At 51.4% G+C, this 20097-nt stretch carries 18 protein-coding genes, 1 tRNA gene and 1 pseudogene; 6 read left to right on the top strand and 14 right to left on the bottom strand.

What is annotated here, in order from left to right; all coding sequences use genetic code 11:
• Positions 1-18: 18 nt before the first annotated feature.
• Entirely contained in the window at positions 19-669 is a 651-nt protein-coding gene (ypfH, locus tag ACOZIO_RS24205; RefSeq protein WP_129955587.1) for an esterase, read from the top strand.
• 77 nt (positions 670-746) lie between these two features.
• Here the strand turns inward: ypfH and ACOZIO_RS24200 are convergent, their stop codons facing one another.
• The 7 genes from ACOZIO_RS24200 to acrD form a co-directional block, all read right to left on the bottom strand.
• Complete coding sequence (locus ACOZIO_RS24200) at positions 747-1847, bottom strand: phosphoserine transaminase (protein WP_129992279.1); 1101 nt, start codon at positions 1845-1847, stop codon at positions 747-749.
• Between the two features lie 2 nt (positions 1848-1849).
• Positions 1850-3148: an ATP-grasp domain-containing protein gene (locus ACOZIO_RS24195; protein ID WP_421595845.1), complete on the bottom strand. Its 1299-nt coding sequence runs from the start codon at positions 3146-3148 to the stop codon at positions 1850-1852.
• 109 nt (positions 3149-3257) lie between these two features.
• Entirely contained in the window at positions 3258-3443 is a 186-nt protein-coding gene (locus tag ACOZIO_RS24190; RefSeq protein ID WP_013576544.1) for a YpfN family protein, read from the bottom strand.
• A gap of 10 nt (positions 3444-3453) precedes the next feature.
• Positions 3454-4128, bottom strand: coding sequence for a M15 family metallopeptidase (locus tag ACOZIO_RS24185; RefSeq protein WP_421595843.1), 675 nt, complete (start codon positions 4126-4128; stop codon positions 3454-3456).
• A complete protein-coding gene (dapE, locus tag ACOZIO_RS24180; protein WP_217139348.1) occupies positions 4125-5252 on the bottom strand; it encodes a succinyl-diaminopimelate desuccinylase in 1128 nt (375 codons plus the stop codon). Before dapE ends, ACOZIO_RS24185 begins: the two co-directional genes overlap by 4 nt.
• 1 nt (position 5253) lies before the next feature.
• A complete protein-coding gene (locus tag ACOZIO_RS24175; protein WP_129955583.1) occupies positions 5254-5637 on the bottom strand; it encodes an ArsC family reductase in 384 nt (127 codons plus the stop codon).
• 448 nt (positions 5638-6085) lie between these two features.
• A complete protein-coding gene (acrD, locus tag ACOZIO_RS24170) occupies positions 6086-9241 on the bottom strand; it encodes a multidrug efflux RND transporter permease AcrD (protein WP_421595841.1) in 3156 nt (1051 codons plus the stop codon).
• Between the two features lie 330 nt (positions 9242-9571).
• Here acrD and ACOZIO_RS24165 point away from each other — a divergent pair, with 330 nt between their 5' ends.
• Both ACOZIO_RS24165 and nudK read left to right on the top strand, forming a co-directional pair.
• Positions 9572-9862 carry a winged helix-turn-helix domain-containing protein gene (locus tag ACOZIO_RS24165; protein ID WP_129955581.1) on the top strand — a complete coding sequence of 97 codons (291 nt, stop codon included), beginning with the start codon at positions 9572-9574 and terminating at the stop codon, positions 9860-9862.
• 72 nt (positions 9863-9934) lie between these two features.
• A complete protein-coding gene (gene nudK / locus ACOZIO_RS24160; RefSeq protein ID WP_129955580.1) occupies positions 9935-10525 on the top strand; it encodes a GDP-mannose pyrophosphatase NudK in 591 nt (196 codons plus the stop codon).
• A gap of 55 nt (positions 10526-10580) precedes the next feature.
• Here the strand turns inward: nudK and ACOZIO_RS24155 are convergent, their stop codons facing one another.
• Positions 10581-11756: a hypothetical protein gene (locus tag ACOZIO_RS24155; RefSeq protein WP_129955579.1), complete on the bottom strand. Its 1176-nt coding sequence runs from the start codon at positions 11754-11756 to the stop codon at positions 10581-10583.
• 254 nt (positions 11757-12010) lie between these two features.
• Here ACOZIO_RS24155 and ACOZIO_RS24150 point away from each other — a divergent pair, with 254 nt between their 5' ends.
• Positions 12011-13078: a DUF1176 domain-containing protein gene (locus tag ACOZIO_RS24150; protein WP_129955578.1), complete on the top strand. Its 1068-nt coding sequence runs from the start codon at positions 12011-12013 to the stop codon at positions 13076-13078.
• A 98-nt stretch (positions 13079-13176) separates the two neighbouring features.
• Here ACOZIO_RS24150 and ybcJ read toward each other — a convergent pair whose 3' ends face one another.
• Both ybcJ and folD read right to left on the bottom strand, forming a co-directional pair.
• A complete protein-coding gene (ybcJ, locus tag ACOZIO_RS24145) occupies positions 13177-13395 on the bottom strand; it encodes a ribosome-associated protein YbcJ (protein WP_421595839.1) in 219 nt (72 codons plus the stop codon).
• A gap of 32 nt (positions 13396-13427) precedes the next feature.
• Entirely contained in the window at positions 13428-14300 is an 873-nt protein-coding gene (folD, locus tag ACOZIO_RS24140; RefSeq protein ID WP_129955576.1) for a bifunctional methylenetetrahydrofolate dehydrogenase/methenyltetrahydrofolate cyclohydrolase FolD, read from the bottom strand.
• Between the two features lie 185 nt (positions 14301-14485).
• Here folD and ACOZIO_RS24135 point away from each other — a divergent pair, with 185 nt between their 5' ends.
• Positions 14486-15397 carry an L-lactate dehydrogenase gene (locus ACOZIO_RS24135; protein ID WP_217219862.1) on the top strand — a complete coding sequence of 304 codons (912 nt, stop codon included), beginning with the start codon at positions 14486-14488 and terminating at the stop codon, positions 15395-15397.
• Between the two features lie 145 nt (positions 15398-15542).
• A tRNA-Arg gene (locus ACOZIO_RS24130) sits at positions 15543-15619 on the top strand.
• Between the two features lie 943 nt (positions 15620-16562).
• Here the strand turns inward: ACOZIO_RS24130 and ACOZIO_RS24125 are convergent.
• The 4 genes and pseudogenes from ACOZIO_RS24125 to ACOZIO_RS24110 form a co-directional block, all read right to left on the bottom strand.
• Positions 16563-16814: pseudogene (locus ACOZIO_RS24125) on the bottom strand (PAAR domain-containing protein); the annotation flags it as partial.
• 12 nt (positions 16815-16826) lie between these two features.
• Complete coding sequence (locus tag ACOZIO_RS24120) at positions 16827-18761, bottom strand: T6SS effector phospholipase Tle3 domain-containing protein (RefSeq protein WP_421595838.1); 1935 nt, start codon at positions 18759-18761, stop codon at positions 16827-16829.
• Positions 18721-19479, bottom strand: a complete 759-nt coding sequence (locus tag ACOZIO_RS24115) for a T6SS immunity protein Tli3 family protein (RefSeq protein ID WP_421595836.1) — start codon at positions 19477-19479, stop codon at positions 18721-18723. The genes ACOZIO_RS24120 and ACOZIO_RS24115 overlap by 41 nt, the downstream gene beginning before the upstream one ends.
• Before the next feature lie 10 nt (positions 19480-19489).
• Positions 19490-20097, bottom strand: a 608-nt coding sequence (locus ACOZIO_RS24110) for a DUF2345 domain-containing protein (RefSeq protein ID WP_421595835.1), incomplete at its 5' end; no start/stop codon positions are given.

Genomic DNA, 20097 nt, shown 5'->3' with positions numbered 1-20097 from the left:
CGACAACGGGAGAGAGCAATGAGCTCAGAACAGATCATCGTCCGGCAGCCGGAGGAAAGGGCTAATCAGCTGATTTTATTGTTTCATGGCGTAGGCGATAATCCGATTTCAATGGGGGAAATCGGTAAATTTTTCGCTGTTTCATTTCCGCAGGCGCAGGTGATCAGCGTCGGCAGTCCGGATATCTGTGATTTTGGCCGGGGCTTCCAGTGGTTCTCAGTTCAGGGTGTGACTGAGCAAAACCGTCAGCCGCGTGTCGATGCCGCAATGCCAGTTTTTGTGCAGATTGTGCGTGACTGGCAGCAAAAAACCGGTGTCCCGCCGGAACACACCACATTAGTCGGTTTCTCGCAGGGCACCATCATGGCGCTGGAATCAACGAAAGTAGAAGAGCATCTGGCGTCGCGTATTATCGCGTTCAGCGGACGTTTTTCAACGCTTCCGGAAAAACCGATTGCCGCCGGTACGGTCGTGCATTTCATTCATGGGGAGCAGGATCCGGTGATTAATCCGTTCCAGTCGAAAAGTGCGGCAGAACGTCTGAAATCATTAGGTTGTGAATGTACGCTCAATCTTCAGCCGGGCATGGGCCACGGGCTGGATTCGCATATGATTAATACGGCGATAGCGCATTTGAAAAACTACGAGCCGAAATCACATCAGCATTAATTTTTCGCGACTTTAATAAAAAATGCCCCCGGCTGTATCACAACCGGGGGCGTTTTTTTATGGCTGACTGAGGGTGATTATTTGCGGTTCTTACGCATGAAATCATCCATGAAGTTCGTCAGCTTTTCGGCTGCCGGCAGCGACAGGGCGTTGTAGATAGAGGCACGGATACCGCCAATCGCGCGGTGACCCGCCAGGCCGGAAAAGCCAGCTTCATGGCTCTCTGCCAGGAATTTTTTCTCCAGGTCCGCATCAGGCAATTTAAAGGCCACGTTCATAGATGAACGGTCTGCTTTGCTGCTCCAGCCATTGTAGAAGCCGTTGCTGTTGTCGAGCATCGCGTACAACAGTTCCGCTTTATGGCGGTTGGTCTGTTCCATATTTTCCAGACCGCCAACATCGTTGAGCAACCAGCGGGTGACCAGCAGTACAACGTAAATCGCAAACACCGGCGGCGTATTGAGGTTGGAATGGGATTCAACCTGACGACGGTAGTTCAGGAATGACGGCAATTCATCTGAAGATGCTTTCACGACGGTATCGTGCACCAGTACGATGGTGACGCCTGCCGGGCCGATGTTTTTCTGTGCGTGGGCGTAGATCACGGAGAATTTGTTCGCATCGCACGGTTTGGACAGAAAATCAGAAGACATATCGCAGACACGGGGCACATCGTCGCGGCCGAGAACGCGCTGGAACTGTAATCCTTCCACCGTTTCGTTAGAAACATAATGCAGATACGGCGCATCAGGCGAGAATGCCAGCTCTTCGTCCGTAGGCAGACGGTTAAATCCGCAGGACTCACCGCTCCACAGGACTTTTACCGGCCCTTCGCGACGCGCTTCGGTGACGACTTTACTGCTCCAGTAACCGGTATCCAGATATTCGGCGGCGTGCTTCTGGCCGCGTAACAGGGTCATCGGCACCATCGAAAACTGCTGCGTTGCACCGCCCTGCAGGAACAGGATATGGAAATCTTTCGATAACCCGAGCAGGGCCCGGATGTTGTTTTCTGTTTCCTGCACAATGGCGGCAAACCAGTCTGAACGGTGGCTGATACCCAGTATCGACAGCCCCACCTCCGGCACTTCTTTTATTGCAGCTTCAACCTGAGTGAGCACGGTTTCCGGCAATGCACCAGGTCCACCGGAGAAATTCAGAGCGTTACGTGAAATCATATTTATTCTTGTCCTTTAAACGCATCAGCAGAGATGTTGGTGTGCGCCAGGGCACGGGATAGCAGCAACTCGCGGCATGCTGTTTTAACTTTATTCATGTGGATTTGTTTGTGCGGGAACATCACTTCCAGATCCATTGCATGTACCACCATGGCCGGATCGATTTCAAACACCAGCAACCTGCCGTCCGGCGTTTCACTGCAATCAATGCCCAGATAATCAAGTTGCGTGGCGTCATAAATCGCTTGCAGCGCCTGTTGATGGCGCGTCGCAAATGCCCGGAAGTTGTTCAGAAATGCCGCTTCTTCTTCGCGTTTTTGAATGTCTTCGTACATGAAAGCGTTCACGTAATGCACCATCCAGTGGGATGAAATCGCCATATGACAGGCATAAGGCACGCCATCGATCAACGAAATTCGGTACTTACGGAACTGGCCGTCTTTATTGCTGTAATCAATAAACTGCGACAGGAAATAATCTTCAACCTGCACGCGGGTCAGATAGTCCGCGAGTGTTTTCTGACAGGTAATTTTTTCCAGACCGTGGCCGCCGTGCGAACCGGCAGGACGCAGGATCACCGGATAGTGGCTTTCAGGCAACGCATCGTGCAGCGTGGTTTCTCCGGCGGCGACGGCCGATAAAGTGGCAAATGTCACCGCATGCGCCTGTGCAATGGCTAAACCGGGTTTGTTTTGCAACAACCGGCTGGCAGTGTGGCGCTCAGAATTCGGGATATGTTGTGACGCATTGATAACAGGCACCGGCCAATGTTGCGTGACATTCTCAAGTTGCTGCAACAGGAACAAATTTTCAGTGGTGGCGCTGATGCCGACCATCATTAAATCGTGCTCAGGGATCGGGGCTTCAAACGGGGCTTCTTGCGTAATGTAGTAATAAATCAGCTCGATATCGCTGTTTTCCAGCAGGCAATCCAGCGGTACGTTCGCAGAAAGCGTACCGGGCACCATCAGTATCAGTAAGCGTAATGTTGCCGGTTGTCGCGCGGCACGAAGGGTATAGACCTGCTGCATCGCCAGTGCCTGATTCTGAATAGTCAGACCCAGTTCAGTGCGTTGCAGACACAGCATGACGGTAGAAAGATTCATCCACAATACGGCGTCATCAGGGGATTGCTGCGCACGGGTGATCAGCACCTGCGCAATGTCAGACCATTCTTCGCCTGCGATGCTCATGCGTAAAAACGGAGCCAGACCCAGAAATTGCGAGGCGTCGAAGCGTTCAGGCACTGCCTGGTCCGCCCGGGAAATAGGTAATGTTTGCAAAGGACTTGCTCTCTCCATGCATCAGTTTCATGTCGCATGATAATGGCAGGAGAGAAAGTCAATCGGCGGAGAATCGCTAGATTATCCGCCGACTAATATTGATTAACGATGAGAGGCTGACGGGGCGTTACTTTTTCTTTGGCCAGTCGTCATCTTTATCCCACTCGGCATTATTGTCGCGATGCGGCGGGATTTCAGGTTTGTCTTTCAGGAACTTTTTCACATCAACGCGGTTCAGCTCTTTGATACCGCTGATGAACATGCCGACCAGAATGATCAGAACGATCCACCAGTAATCTTTAATCCACTCCATGGTGTACTCCTTAAAGGGGTGAGGGGGCGATAAATTGCGGGAAAAGGGTGTCTATTTGCCCGGCTAACCAGTCTGCGGCAGCCACGTCTTTTCCGGTCCAGGCGCTGAGTAAGACCTGCGGCGTGAGCTGTTTTTCACATTCCGCCGCCAGCGGCTGGTAGCTCAGATGCCAGGGTTCGACAGCCACGCCGCCGCGGTCTTCGGCATACGGGCGGTAAAAACCAAACTCTGCCATATGCGCTGACATCCATTGGTTCAGCGGATAAAAATACCCGTCTTGCTCATATTCCCACGGCTCCAGTTGCAGCGTTTTACCTGCCGGAAGCAATGAAGGATCATACACATCCAGATCACTGCCCCAGTGGTGACGGCTGGCGCCCGGCAGTGCAGACCAGCGTAAAATCAGCTCACAACGTTCTGCGGTCGTCAGTGCACGGATATCTACCGGCTGGCTGTTCTTATCTAATACTGGTCGTTCGCCGTGAAATTTGCCATTCCAGATGGTCAGTTGCCGATCGAAATCACGAAAGGTACTGGCCGGTTGTAAGTCAAAACCAGCCTCACGGGCTGCCTGACGCATTTTTTCAAATGCGTGTGCCGCCTCTTTCTGCAACCGGTGTGGCCCTTCACCCAGCGTCACCAGATGTACAACGGAGCGCCCGGTCAGCATCTCGTGATCGATCATGCGACTAACTGTTCCATGATGCGTTGATACATGCGGCTGAGCACCTGCAGATCGGCGGCATGGACGCATTCATTGATCTTGTGGATAGTGGCGTTGACCGGCCCGAGTTCGACCACCTGCGCCCCCATCAGTGCGATAAAACGCCCGTCTGAAGTACCGCCGGTAGTTTGCAGTTCCGGCGTGATTTCGCTGTAATGACGCACCGCATTGACCACCGCATCCACCAGCGCACCGCGTGATGTCAGGAAGGGCTGGCCGGAAACCACCCAGTTCAGGGTGTATTGCAGGTTATGCCGGTCCAGCAGTTCTGCCACGCGCTGTTTGATAATGTCATCGGTCAGCTCGGTGCTGAACCGGAAGTTGAACTGCACATACAGTTCGCCCGGAATGACGTTGTTGCTGCCGGTGCCCGCGTTAATATTGGCGATTTGCATGCTGGTCGGCGGGAAGAATTCGTTGCCGTTATCCCACACGGTGGCGACCAGTTCGTTCAGTGCCGGCATGGCGCGGTGCACCGGATTATCCGCCAGATGCGGATACGCGACGTGTCCCTGAACGCCATGGACATGCAGATTGGCAGTCATGGAGCCACGGCGGCCATTTTTCACGATATCGCCGACGCGCGTGGTACTGGAAGGCTCACCAACCAGACAGTAATCAAGGCGTTCATTGCGCGCCATTAACGCATTCACTACTTTCACGGTGCCGTTAACGGCGCTGGCCTCTTCATCAGAAGTAATGAGAAAAGCCAGACGCCCCTGATGGCGGGGATTGGCGGCGACAAAACGCTCCGCTGCCACCACCATCGCCGCCAGGGAACCTTTCATATCTGCCGCACCGCGACCATACAACATGCCGTCGCGCAGCGTGGGCTCAAACGGGCCGGTGACCCAGAGTTTGTGATCGCCGGTCGGGACGACATCGGTATGTCCGGCAAATGCCAGCGTTTTACCTTCTCCCCGCGTTGCCCAGAAGTTCAGGGTATCGCCGAAATGCATCGGTTCAATGTGAAAACCAATGGCCCTGAGGCGGGCAATCATAATCTCCTGACAACCGGCATCATCCGGGCTGAGGGAAGGGCGGCGGATTAACTGTTGGGCTAAATCGAGAACCGGACAACTCATGTTACTTCACCTGTGCGAGGAATTGCTGATAGATTTCTGGTTTGAATCCCAGCAGGGACTGACCCTCTGCGGCCAGTAAAAATGGGCGTTTGATTACCGCAGGTTGTTCCAGCATCACGGCTTTGGCGCTGGCTTCGTTATTGCAGGCGGCGCGTGTCGTTTCATCGAGCTTACGCCAGGTTGTCCCGCGGGTATTAAGCATGGCTTCCCAGCCCTGTTTATCCAGCAGGTTTTGCAACAACGCACCATCCAGTCCTTCGACACGGTAATCATGAAACTGATAGTCAACCCCGTTTTCTTCCAGCCAGCGTCGGGCTTTTTTGACGGTATCGCAATTTTTTATGCCGTAGAGAATAAAAGAGGTTGGAGCAGAAGTCGTTGCCATAGAAAAACGTAACCTGTCAGTAAAATAAGAACTTTTCACCCGCATAAAAACGGGCGTAAGGATAGAACACATAATGAGGCAAAACGTCGGCAGGATCCAGACGGGGCGGGATTGTGATCGCGCTTAAAAAATAATGATGGAGTTTTTGCATGGTTAAAAAATAGACGTATAATGCGTTCGTCCAATCAAGGGGAGTAAAATGTTAGAACAAGAGTTAGGTCACTGGAAAGACTTTATCGACCGTATGTTGAAAGCGTAATTGCCCCACATCGTTACCGTTAAAGCAAAGAAAAGATTTATTCTCAGTGCAGCACGTCATTATAAAAAACGTTTGTTCAGGAAGATCATTACGTCCGATTTATCGACGATTCTCACAGCCAGTAAATCATTAATAAAAAAGGCGTTAATCTCTATTAACGCCTTTTTTGTTGTCCGTTATCCAGCACCGTTATTTATGTTCTGCGGGCACAGTCTCAACGATATCAGCAATCACCGGATGCACGATTTTCCCGGGAAACCGGCGGCGGATCAGGACGAAGAACAGCGGCACGAAGAAAATGGCCAGAATCGTTGCGGAAATCATCCCGCCGATCACGCCAGTACCGACCGCGTGCTGGCTGCCTGAACCGGCACCCATGCTGGTTGCCATTGGCAAAACACCGAAAACAAACGCCAGCGAGGTCATCAGAATCGGACGCAGACGCATTCTTGCGGCTTCCAGGGTGGCCTCGAGTAATGCCTTCCCGCGGACATTCAGATCATTGGCAAATTCGACAATCAGAATCGCGTTCTTCGCCGACAAACCAATGATAGTCAGCATCCCGACCTGGAAATAGACATCGTTTTCCAGCCCGCGCAGCCAGGTGGCAATGACCGCCCCCAGTACCCCGAGCGGCACCACCAGCATGACGGAGAACGGAATTGACCAGCTCTCATACAACGCGGCCAGACACAAGAATACCACCAGCAGGGAAATCGCATACAGCGCCGGTGCCTGTGAGCCTGACAGCCTTTCCTGATATGACAGTCCGGTCCATTCAAGGCCAATCCCGACCGGCAATTTTGCTACCAGTTTTTCCATATCATCCATGGCGGTACCACTGCTGATACCCGCTGCCGGTTCGCCCACAATTTCCAGCGCGGAATAGCCATTATAACGTTCCAGACGTGGCGAACCGGTCAGCCATTTTGACGTCGCAAAAGCGGAGAAGGGCACCATGGTTCCGGCCGAGTTTCGCACATACCAGCGATCGATATCATCCGGCAACATGCGGTATTTTGCTGCGGCCTGCACATAGACTTTCTTCACGCGGCCACGATCAACGAAGTCATTGACGTACGTTGAGCCCCACGCGGTGCTCAGCGTGCTGTTGATATCCGTAATTGCCACACCCAGAGCCTGCGCTTTCACCTGATCGATATCGATCTGCAACTGCGGACTGTCATCCAGACCGTTGTGACGCACACGGGTCAGATTGCTGTCTTTAGCGGTCATCGCCAGTAACTGATCACGTGCCGCCATCAGCGCGTCGTGGCCCAGCCCGGCGTGATCTTGTAATTCCATATCAAAGCCGGTCGCGCTGCCGAGACCATTGATGGCAGGCGGGCTGCTGGCGATAACACGGGCTTCAGTGATCTTGTTAAACGCTTTGGTTGCCCGTTCAATCAGGGCAAAGGAAGAGTCATCTGTGCCGGTACGTTCATCCCATGGCGTCAGGCGCACAAACATACGTGCGACGTTCTGCCCGTTACCACCCGGCCCTGCACCTATGGTCGAGAACACCGACAGTACGTCTTTCTTATCTTCAGTCAGAAAATACTTTTCGACCTTTTCCACGACTGTTTGGGTTTGCTGCAACGTCGAACCCGGCGGCAACTGAATCTGCACGGTGAATACCCCGCGGTCTTCCAGTGGCAGAAACGACGTGGGTAATTTGATAAACATGACCGCCAGCACCGCGACCAGTGCGGCATAACCGAGCATGTAACGCAGGCTGTTACGCAGCACCCGTGCCACGCCGTTCTCATAGCGACGGGCGTTGCGGTCAAACATCCGGTTAAACCAGCCGAAGAAGCCGCGTTTGCCGTGGTGATGCCCCTGCGTGACGGGTTTAAGAATGGTCGAACACAGCGCCGGTGTCAGTGTCAGGGCGACAAAGACTGACAGTACCATCGCCGAGACAATCGTGATGGAGAATTGGCGATAAATCGCGCCGGTGGTTCCGCCGAAGAACGCCATCGGCACGAATACTGCTGACAGCACCATCGTAATCCCGACTAGCGCACTCTGAATTTGCCCCATCGATTTTCGCGTCGCCTCTCGGGGACTGAGGCCTTCCTCGCTCATTACGCGCTCGACGTTTTCCACCACCACGATGGCGTCATCCACCAGCAAGCCGATGGCGAGCACCATCGCGAACATCGTCAGGGTATTTATGCTGTAGCCGAACTGATGCAGTACGGCGAAAGTCCCCAGTAAGACCACCGGCACGGCAATCGTCGGGATCAACGTAGCGCGGAAGTTTTGCAGGAATAAATACATCACCAAAAACACCAGCACGATAGCTTCAAACAGCGTTTTCACGACGTCCGTGATTGCCGCTTTAACAAATGGCGTCGTTTCGTAGGCAATTTCGGCTTTCAGACCGTGTGGAAAATAGTGAGAGAGTTCGTCGAGACGTACACGAACGGCTTTGTCCGTTTGCAGTTCGTTCGCACCGGACGCCAGTTTCACGCCCATACCGGAAGCCGCCTGTCCGTTATACCGGCTCAGCAGCGCATAGTTTTCTGCGCCAAGACCGACAGTTGAGACATCGCCAAGTTTGACCTGTGAGCCGTCCTGGTTCACTTTCAGCGTGATCTGGCGGAACTGCTCCGGCGTCTGTAACTGCGCCTGGGCATTAATGGTGGCATTCAGCGCCTGAAAATCCACCGAAGGCGCGCCGCCGAGCTGGCCCACGGCGACCTGACTGTTTTGCGCTTTGATGGCGGTGACCACATCGGCAGTGGTCAGCTGGTAATTATTGAGTTTATCCGGATCCAGCCAGATACGCATCGCGTACTGTGAGCCGTAAGCATCGATGCTGCCGACGCCGGGCACGCGGCTCAGCGGATCCTGAATATTGGAAGCCACATAATCGGCAATATCCTGTTTATCCATACTGCCGTCTGTGGACACAAACGCCACCATCATCAGGTTGGTATCACCGGTTTTTGATACCGTCACCCCTTGCGTCTGAACATCCTGTGGCAGACGTTTAAGCGCCTGTTGCAGTTGATTTTGTACCTGTTGCAGCGCTTCATTCGGATCGGTTCCGGCAGTAAAACTCAGGGTAATCTGCGATTTACCGTCGTTACTACTCTGTGAAGACATGTACATCAGATTATCGAGGCCGGTCATGTTTTGTTCAATAATCTGAGTAACAGTGTTTTCTAATGTTTGTGCTGATGCTCCGGGATAGGTTGCAGAAATCCTGACGTTTGGCGGAGCCAGATCGGGATACTGCTCAACCGGCAGAAAATAGATAGCGAGTGCGCCGGATAAAGAAATGATGATCGCTAAAACCCAGGCAAAGATTGGGCGATCGATAAAAAAGTTAGCCATGCTTCAGAAACCTCGTTGTCACTCTGGCGTGAGTGACTAACATCAGCAAACAAACACAATGTCAGTAATCTGACAAAAAAATCCCCTGAGCGTCATCTTCTCAGAGGCGGTACCGTCCCGGCGGGACTGAGCAAGTGTTAGAGTGTAGTGCTACATCAGTGCACTTTACCTTCTCATCACGTATAAAACGTGGAGAAATAAAGGAGATAATGTAAAAAAAACCTCCCCGCACACAGGGTTATCTCGCAGACAGATTCGCTAAAAGCGGCTACGCTTTGACTGCCCGCTTTTTTTAGCCCCCATTCTTATGTCCATACCGGAGCCGTTCAGATGAGTTTGATGTTAAATTCGGTTTTCGCCCGTCGTCTCTACCTTTGCTGGTTGCTGGACACTGAGCAAAAACCGAACGTACCGAAACTGATGGAAATCACCGGCTGGCCGCGCCGCACTTTGCAGGACGTTCTGAAAGCGCTGCCGGGCATGGGCGTTGAGCTGGAGTTTGTGCAACAAGGTGTACGCAACAATGACGGGTATTATCAGCTTTCAGGCTGGGGGCCACTGGATGCAAAGTGGATTGAACGCCATCGTGAACAATTGCTTAATGCAATTGAGCACGGCTGAATCTGGCGGGCGCGGTGTAATATCGCTATGATGTCTGGCTTCTCTCACCCCCTCTGAGCGGAGGCACGCTTTATGTCATCTGATGACAATTCATCCAGAATCGAAAACGTCCGGAACCAGTTACTGTCTGATAACTGGTATGTTCTTCGCAAATATACCTATGATTTAATCAAGCGTAATGGCGAACGCCAGCCGCAATCCCGCGAAGTGTATGACCGGGGTAATGGCGCGACGATTCTGCTTTATAACCGTCCTAAAAAAACCGTCCTGCTGATCAGACAGTTCCGTATGCCGACCTACGTCAATGGCAACCCGACCGGTATGCTGCTGGAAACCTGCGCCGGTTTGCTCGACAACGACTCGCCGGAAGATTGCATCCGTAAAGAAGCCATCGAAGAAACCGGTTTTGCGGTGGGCAAGGTAGATAAACTTTTTGAAGCCTATATGTCGCCGGGCAGCGTGACAGAAATCGTACATTTTTTTGCGGCGGAATATGATGAGTCGCAGCGTCAGAACGCCGGTGGTGGCGTGGAAGACGAGGACATTGATGTGCTGGAGGTGCCCTTTACCGAGGCACTGGCGATGATCAAAGACGGGCGCATCAAAGATGGTAAAACCATCATGTTGCTGCAATATGCGCAGATTCAGGGCTGGCTGGCGTAAAGAAGACCGGCGAAATGCATTAACGCCAAAGGCACCCGCAGGTGCCTTTGTTGTTTCAGTGCTCCATGTTTATCACGGTACTGCCTGCGTGACCTTTCATGGCAGACCACGGCAAAACTGACCATTCAGGGCCTTCGCACGAACGCATAACGCGGGCAAAGGTCGGATCAAAATACAGCCCTTTTGGCGTGAAATACCAGGCCGGGAACTGCCAGACCGACGGGTCTGAGTAATCGCAATCGTCTTCGCTTTCTTCTGTCGGTTTTTTCATTTGTTGCGGATAGGCCACTGCCAGCTGTTTTACCAGCCACGGTGCCCATTTTTTATCGCGGTACTGGGCGAAGGTATCGAAATCCACATCGTTCTTACCGGTGAGGGCGCGATCTTCAGCATTCAGATAGTGGAATGGTGCACCATCGCCCACCCAGATCACATCTTCCAGCGTCAGTGTTTCTGCAGTTTTTGCGTTCAGGTTGATCGGTGCCTCGCCAAAATCAGGATGCGCGCCACCGCAATCATAAGAAGTAAACACGCTGATACTGACGACCTGGTCGCTCATGTATTCAGGCGTCACTGTCTGCTGATATTCACCCTGACCAAAACGACTGGCACCCAGCATACAGGCATGCCAGCCGCTGACTTCCTGCCATAAACGGGCGCGTAGCTTCTGGTTAATGGCCGGTAAACTGGCTTCCGGATAGCCGGAGACAATCTCAAAGAAGCTGATTTTCGACTGTGGCTCAGTCCACCATTGTAGCTGATAACCCATAAAGTTTTCATTTTTACCGGCTTTCAGTTGCAGCGCGGATAAACGCAAATACTCATATGGATCGGTGTGGAACAAAGAACTGAGATAGCCGTCGTCAGTGGCTGCTGCCGGTAACTGCGCAGGCTGAAGCTTAACCGGCAGATTTTTGCCCTGCGGGTTAGTCCAGTTGCCTTGCCAGCCACCGTTTTCATCTTTGGTCAGCGTCAGTTCAGGACGCGGCGTATCGTCGAAATCATCCAGGCCTTCCTGTAATTTTAGTTCCTGACCATCCAGCACCCCGTTCAGCGGCAGATCCAGCCGGTATTTTTGATAGAAATACCGGCCGGTGACTTCGTCAGGTTTATTTAAATCGAGTTCGACAACAATACTGGTGCTACCCAGTGTGCCGGCGTACACCACCGGCGGCTCTTCAGCCAGCGCAGGCAGTGATAACAGCGTTATCATCAAAACCAATAACTTCATCCGTATCTCCCAGAGAAATGATCTTCATCCTTTCGCCATTATTGTTTGTTTTTGGCTCAGCCAGTGTACTGAAAGTTTCCCTGCGTCACCATTACGGCTTCTTGCCTGTCATGAAAAATTATTGTCTGCCGCACACCCTGCTGGCAGAGTATCTCTTTCTAAATCCGAATAAAAAATGCTGAATTGGTGGCAGAGTCTTGCCGGGGGTTACGCTATTATCAGAAAGATAATTTCGAACAGAGCTGAAACTCATAATGTGTAAATGGATAACCGCCCCTTTATGCCTGCTGGCCACAATACTGGCTTTTAGTGTGCAGGCTGAGCCGTTGCAGGCTATTTATAACGACTGGCAGGTCAGCTGTGACAACCTGAATCACTGTGTCGCGCGCAATTCGCAGGACGGGCAGGAGCTGGTCATGAAAATCACCCGCGAAGCCGGACCGGAAGGAAAATCCTCCGTCAGTATTGATTATCAGCGTAACAGTGATGAGCAGACGGCGGATGTGCCGGTTGCTAACCATTTGCAGATGAACGGCAAAACGCTGAGTTTTAATCACCGCGAATGGGATGTCAGTACAAAACATCTTTCCACCACTAACCGTCTGGTGGTGAATGATTTTATCGCCACTGTCCGCGAAGGCAGTAGCATTCAGCTGGCAGTAAAAGCCGATCCGGCTCAGCCTGTCAGGCCGGTAATCTCCCTCAAAGGCATAAAAGCCGCGCTGCTGGCGATTGATGCGCAACAAGGCCGTGTCGGCACCAAAACCGCCTGGGTTAGCCGGGGTGCAAAACCTGCCAGCAGTGTGCCGCCGATCCCGGCCACGCCGGTCATTGCGCGTTTCAGCGAACCGCATGCGTTATCTGAAACCGAGATTTCAGCCATTACACAAAATGCCGCGACCACCATTGAAAATAACGATTGCAGTCTCGACCCTTCCGAACGTGAAGTGCATATTTTCGCTTTGAGCAACGATAAAGCCCTGATGACCGTCAACTGCGATATGGGGGCATACAACCTGTATGCGCTGGGTTTCCTGGTTTCGCGACAGGCGCCTTATAAAATGGAAAATCTGACGCTGAATATGCCGTTTAAACTGGGTGAGGATGATGAGTCGCCGGAGCTTATCAACGCTGATTTCGACCCGAAAACCGGTATGCTCTCGACCTACGATAAAGGACGAGGCATCGGTGATTGTGGCGTCTCTTCGCGCTGGGTGTTTGATGGCAAACAGTTCCGGTTGGCGGCTTTTGCCTCTGAGCCCAGCTGCGATGGTTATAGCCGTGGTGGAGAATGGCCGGTATTGTGGGTGACGCAGCCGTAACGGATGCCCGGGCTTGTGCTCAGCCTGTCAATGAAAAATGCCCTGTGAGCTTTCGCTTCCAGGGCATTTTCTTTTACGTTGCAACGTCGCAGGAAAGATTATTCGGATGCTTTCACAACGACTTTATTGCTGGCGAACTCAACATTCATATCAGCAACGATTTTGCAGCGTTTACGGGTTTCGACTTTACCGTTGACGTTAACCTGGCCTTCGGCAATCACTGCTTTCGCAGTACCGCCGCTGTCACACCAGCCCATAAATTTGAGCAGATCGCACAGTTCAACGTGCGGGTGTTTTTCGAGAAAGAAAGTTTCCATGTATTCCTGACTTTTTGTGTAATGCAAATGGTTTAAGGCTTACTGGCACTGATATCGTGATATTCCTCGCATGCCTGCAAGGTATTTTGAATCAACGTCGCGACCGTCATCGGGCCTACGCCGCCCGGCACCGGTGTGATAAAGGAAGCACGCTCAGCGGCGGCATCATATTCCACATCGCCGACAACTTTACCACTTTCCAGACGGTTAATACCGACATCAATGACAATCGCGCCTGGTTTAATCCATTCGCCTGGAATAAAGCCCGGTTTACCCACAGCGACAATCACCAGATCGGCATTCTCAACATGGTGGCGCAAATTCCGGGTGAAACGGTGCGTGACGGTCGTGGTGCAACCGGCCAGCAGTAATTCCATGCTCATCGGACGGCCTACAATATTGGAAGCACCGATAACAACAGCGTTCAGCCCGAAGGTATCAATACCGTAACGCTCCAGCAGCGTCACAATGCCGCGCGGTGTACATGGGCGCAGCGTCGGTGCACGCTGACACAAACGACCGACATTATACGGATGGAAGCCATCGACATCTTTATCCGGGTGGATACGCTCCAGCACTTTAATGTTATCGATACCGGCAGGCAGGGGAAGCTGAACCAAAATGCCGTCGATGGCACTGTCGTTATTGAGTTTTTCGATCAGTTCCAGCAACTCACCTTCGGTGGTGGTGGCAGGGAGATCATAAGAACGGGAGATAAACCCGACTTCTTCACAAGAACGACGTTTGCTGGCGACATAAATCTGTGATGCCGGGTTTTCACCGACCAGCACGACAGCCAGACCTGGGGCGCGTTTTCCTTCAGCCAGTCGTTGTTGAACACGCGCCGCAACTTCGCTTCTGACTTGCTGCGCAATCGTTTTACCATCAATAATCTTTGCTGCCATCAGGGAGTAAATCCATCAATTAATAAATGCAGGGGGATAAGTCTATTTTGTCAGAAGCGGCGGACGCTGTCAGGCGTTGAATGCGAATAAGTTGTTATTCACGGCTGAAAATTTAACCTGAGACAGGGGCGGAAAAAGTGTCTATTTTAGAGCTGGCTCTTTTTAAATCATAAGGAAAGGAACAAATGACACGCAAAGTGGGGATCATCGGTGCCGGTCATGTGGGTGCTGACGTTGCATTCTCGTTGGTCACGCAGGGTTTGTGTGACGTAATAGTTTTGCTCGACGAAAACGAACCTAAAGCAGCCAGTCAGGCGCTGGAGTTGCGCGACATGGCGTCGCTGACGGCCTCACGCGTACAGGTTATTGCCAATGATTATAGCGAGCTGCATGACGCCGATGTCCTGGTGATTGCCGTTGGACCGAAAACATTGCTGCGTGAAGACCGCCTGGAAGAACTCGCTGAGACCCGCGCTGCCGTGCGCGAAGTGATCCCCCGTGTGATTGCCAGCGGCTTTGGCGGTGTAATCGTCAACATCACCAACCCGTGTGATGTTATTACGCAGATTATTCAGCAGACCAGCGGATTCCCTGACGCACAGGTCTTCGGCACCGGCACCTCGCTTGATACCGCGCGCATGAAACGTGTCGTGGGCGAATTTTTTGGCTTTGATCCGAAAAGTGTCACCGGTTATGTGATGGGCGAACACGGAGAATCACAGTTTGTGGCCTGGAGTACCGTCACCCTCGGCGGACGCCCGGTGGCTGAACTGGCAGGCGACCGTGACGTCGACTGGGTAAAAATGAACGATGCTGTACGGGGCGGAGGTTGGGAAATCCTGCAGGGGAAGGGGTGGACAAGTTTTGGCATTGCTACAGCCACTGCCAGACTGGTGAATGCCATTTTGTCTGACGCCCATAGCGTGTATCCGGTTTCTGCCCTGGATGAAAAACTGGGCGTTTATATTGGTCAGCCAGCCGTCATTGGCAAAAAAGGCATTGTACAAACACTGCTGCCGGAACTGACCGCTTACGAAAGCGTGGCTTATCATGCTTCCGCCCGTGTGATAGCTGCCGCGCTGAAATCCGACAAATAGCCGATACCGTGTACATAACCTTGCAAGACAGCCGGGAATATCTGCAAATTGCTCAGGCATTAAGCAGTGAGTTCGAAAGCCATTGACTCATCCCGGTCTGCCCGTATAATCCGAACCCGCAACGCTCCCGAAAGGGACAAGCAATGCGCCCTTAGCTCAGTTGGATAGAGCAACGGCCTTCTAAGCCGTAGGTCACAGGTTCGAGCCCTGTAGGGCGTACCATTCAAAAACAATCACTTACACGCAAAACACCCACCACGAATTAAAACCCCCTAGTTTAGTTACAAGTCAAGTTAGTGTTTCCACACCACCACCCCGAAAACCACCACCGCACAAATCGCCACAAACCCTGAATATTTTTCTGTGCTTACTAAATAAGTGAGTTTTGTGCTCATGCTGTCCCTGTAACTATTCAGGGATAGAGTTCCGGTTAGCGTTGAGCCATCGCATACAAGGGCAGGTTGCATCGCCGGAATAAGTAAACCGTTGAGATGAATGAACGCCATTAACGGGCGCCGTTGTATCCCCTCCCGCCGTTGCGATTGAGTTTGCGCGTAGGCAATGGGAGAGAGAGAAGCAAGGGGGGCGCGGCAGAGCAATGTCAGGCTCGAATCAGACCTTTGACCCACGCACAGACGGCATTCTGGGGCGGGGCAAGTGAAAACCTAACCGGGAACTTAAGGTAAGGCACTTGAAAGCGCGAACAAGGTCGGGGCTAATCCCTAACCTTGTTCGTGCCGTGCTTCCTCCCGTTGCTTAGGAATGGCTGTTATTGGCACCGTCTGGCATCACCGTAGAAATATTTTCCGTATAGTTTTTGGGCAGGATAAGCCCACAGAATTGCAGTGATTGAGCAATGAGCAAAGCCGCTCGCAAAGTCAGAGAGAATGCCCGCAAGAGGGCTAACATTCTGGTAGGTGCAAAGCCGAAACAGATGGAACAGGAAGACGCCCGCACACAACGAAAAGAGGTTTTGTTAAGTGCAGAGGCTAAAGCCCACCTAATCGAAATGCGTGCCGAGGGATTTTGTCCCCCGAATACGTTACCCACAGTTCAGCAATATTCACGATACGCAGCATTCAAGAATTCACAGGCCGCAGCCAATCGCGCCCGAGCCATGCAGGAAGAAACAAACCTGTATGTAGCTGAGGGTGGCGTAGTCGAAGTCCACGGCTTGTGTGCTGGCAAACACCTTTGCCCCGCAGGCTGTTTTACAGCCATGTACCACAATGCCACGCCCGCCTTCTTCATAGCCCATATCGCACTCAACAATAGCGTTACTGCCATGTTCAGGGCAGGAGAACGTATCGTTCAGCAAGGCGGCTTTTTTACCATCAATTTCAAAGGTTGAGGAGGCAGAAGTCACACGACCTCCATATGAACTGCTGTCACCTAATACCACGACTTTTTTGCTCATGTTCAGTCTTCCTTAACGTCCACCGTGTTTATAAATTTCCATTTCTTTCATTTTAGCGGGTTCATCTGGCCCCATCCCACCGGCTGATTCTGCAACCACTTCAGCCGGACGGGTATAGTGAGGATGTTCACCGCTTGAGAAATAAGGATCCGATATTTGCCAGTCAGCAAGCCTGCGGTATTTTTCCAAATCACTCTTATTGTTTGAGCACTCGCAAAAGCCAATGGGTAAATCGTAGGCAACCACCCGAATCATGAAATCGGGATCTAGTGGTAATGTACTGTGATCGCTGGGTTGTGAAATAAACTTGCCGATACGGGCATCTTTTTGTTCACGGGTTTCACGACGCCGTGTGAATTGCCCTCGCGTATCGTCGTGAGAGCCGGGTAAAGACCATGTAGGTGAAGAGGGGACGGATATCCATTGCTCTTCATATAGGGAGGCATAGTAAGGAAAAGTGTCATCGTTAATTTTTCCACTGGAATATTGCCCCCAGCCTTTTCCGTCGGTTCCGTCAGCGGGTTTATCCCCAACTCGCGTGCCATCAAAACTCAAGGGTATATCAAAAGATTCGGGAACCTTTTCACCGTTGATAAATAGTGTCTGATTTGCTGGGGGAGCAGGATAAATGAATTCACCACCGTCATCCCAGAACGGTTTGCCTGCGGGGGGAAGCGTTCCAAAAGGAGTGTGAACCAGAGGGTCTCCGCCACAATGCAGGCCTCGGGCCATCATCCGCTGGAACAGATGACCCTGGTGACCTGTAAGCAGCTTATTAATATTGCCATCAGGAGTATTGGGGATGCCTTGCCAGCCGATACTACGAATGGCTTTCATACCCATAACACGGTCATGAGCATTACTGTAAACCCAGGTGCGGCCATGATTGTCGCGCTCATAAGTACCGTTTGGTCCCATCCCTGTTGGCTTCCAGCTCTTATTATCAGCATCGACTCCGACAACCAGACGGCTATAGTCCGCAGATGTCATCCTGTTAGCTTGCTGAGCAACTTTCTTAACTACATTCTCAAACGTGGCAACCCTGGCTTTAGTCGATATGCATTCATTAAACGGGTAGGCGAACCTGTCCATTGTTTTATGTTCAAGCGCATAAGGTGAATTCATCACAAATAAAGCATCAGGACCGGTTTTGGCAAGCAACGTTGCCGCCATCGCAATCATCGTGCCTTGGCTGTGGGACATCAGCGTAATGGTATCTCTAGGATAATCATTTCTGATGGTATCCATTAAATTAGCCAGCCTTGTTGCAGCGTGGGCATAATATTGTCTCGCAGGAGCGTCTGAAACTAACCGGTCTAACTCCGTGTTGGCCGCCTGAACACTGAACGGGATCGGCATTTCCTTCAGCCATTTGCTAAAGCCTTCTTCACTCCATAATGACACCAACTGGTCGCAGCCATTTTGAAATGCACCGCCCCCCCAATAGAACGGTCCCTTAGCTTGCAAATGACTGTCAGACAGTTTTTGGTATTTTTTCAGATCGTGATAATCATCGCCTTCAGCATTTCTCAGGGGAATTTGGTATTTTACGTCAGCGCTTTTTCCAGCTGAATATCCCCAGTAGAAACGAATAATCGGAGATCTACCTTCTTTAATTACACGACGAATGTCTTTCTTACCATCTGAATACTCATTTTCCTTCAGTCTAACATCGACTGGCAAATTTAACCGTGTAGTCAAACCGGCACATAAATTTTTCTCCGCTTCATTGTACCATTCCCCCTCAGAGTTTACCCCGTGAACCAGAATAATAAGGCCAGGAAGCTGTATTGGGTGCTCACAGGCTGCCCGAGTTTTATTATTTGATGGTGAGCACATGCTAGTCCACACATGTTTGCCATTATCATCAATATGCACCGGTGCAACACGTAATGGTTCTTTTGAGTTATTGGCTATTTTGCGGCGTCTCCGTTGCTTTATGGTCAAATACTTGCTTTTCTGTCTTGATAAAATCATGTGTAACAATAGAGCGGTTACATGAAAAATATGAAGTACCAGAAGGTGTTCGTATTGCGTCAGGTAATTTATCTACCCGAGATTCATCTTCATCAGTGGGGGATGGGGAAAGTTGATATTTATAGGAAAACATAGCTTTACTGATGATATAATAACCATTATCAACAATTGCCACTTCAATATCATCACCTGAAAAACCAAAGCCTACAGGAAGAGATATTTCCTTTTTATCACCTGACCAATATTGTAGTTTTACATTACAATTTCTACGTTCGCTGGGGCAAAACATCATCAGATAAGGAGCCACGATAGTTTCTTCCCCGGCTGCATAAATGAATTTACCTTGCCAGGCTATCGTAGGGTTTTTAGTTAAAATATCATTACTACTTGAACCTCCGCTGATATAAATTTTCTTACCAAGCTTAGTGTCGTTATAATAGACAATGCCTCCATGATCGCAGTCTTTATAATTTTCTAGCGTGAAAAATCTGTGGTCATCAATCCGATAAACAACTTGTGGTGGGACATTGTAAATCATGTACTCAACCACCCCAGACTGCTCAGTTAGTCCTGCTCCACCGGTTGTCATAGCAAAGCCGTCTGCCGCCGTGGGGATATGACAGGCGGTAATTAGCAGGCAAGAAAAAATTGTGGCTGAAGCACACGCAAGCTTGTTCAGTATTTTCATTCTTTCATCCTTAAAGTAATTCAAAACTCATACCGTCGAGTAGTGTGCTCTGAACAAGAGCCGTTTTTCCTGCAGCGTCAGTCACGCCTTCCTGCACAGAACCGTCGGGCAATGTCATCCGGTATTTGGCGTTAGGGATAGGTTCGCCGCTGAGAGGATGTACGAGTGCGAATTTCTCATCGAAATTCTCTGGCTCGAAGGACTTCATCGCGCTCTGCATGCTGGCCGAGCCCTGCTTGACGATGCCGCCATTTTTCACCAGCAGTTTCCCCGGCCCGCCAATTTCAACGTTACCGCCTTTCAGCTTGATGTAGGCTCCGCCGCAGACCAGAACCAGCTCGTCCTGTGCTGTCACCGTCATTTTTTTTCCGCTGGCAATATGCGTATCGTCCGTTGACCAGGTGGTGAATTTCCCGCCCTGCGCCTGAACGTCAATGTCGCCTTTGGCGGCAAACATTTTGGTGCCCTGTCGGCTGTAGAGGCTGATTTGCTCACCGGCGGCGACGGTGAATTTCTTCGTCGCGCCGATATCCACCTGCTTACCGGCGGTCAGCGTCAGGCTGTCTTGCGCGTACAATTGCATACTGTCCCCGCTGACAATACCGACGCCTTTTGGTG

The sequence above is a fragment of the Rahnella sp. PD4 genome, assembly GCF_049199325.1.
Classification (GTDB): domain Bacteria; phylum Pseudomonadota; class Gammaproteobacteria; order Enterobacterales; family Enterobacteriaceae; genus Rahnella; species Rahnella perminowiae.
The sequence above is the reverse complement of the archived record's forward strand: the minus strand, read 5'-3'. Positions and strand labels throughout refer to the sequence as shown.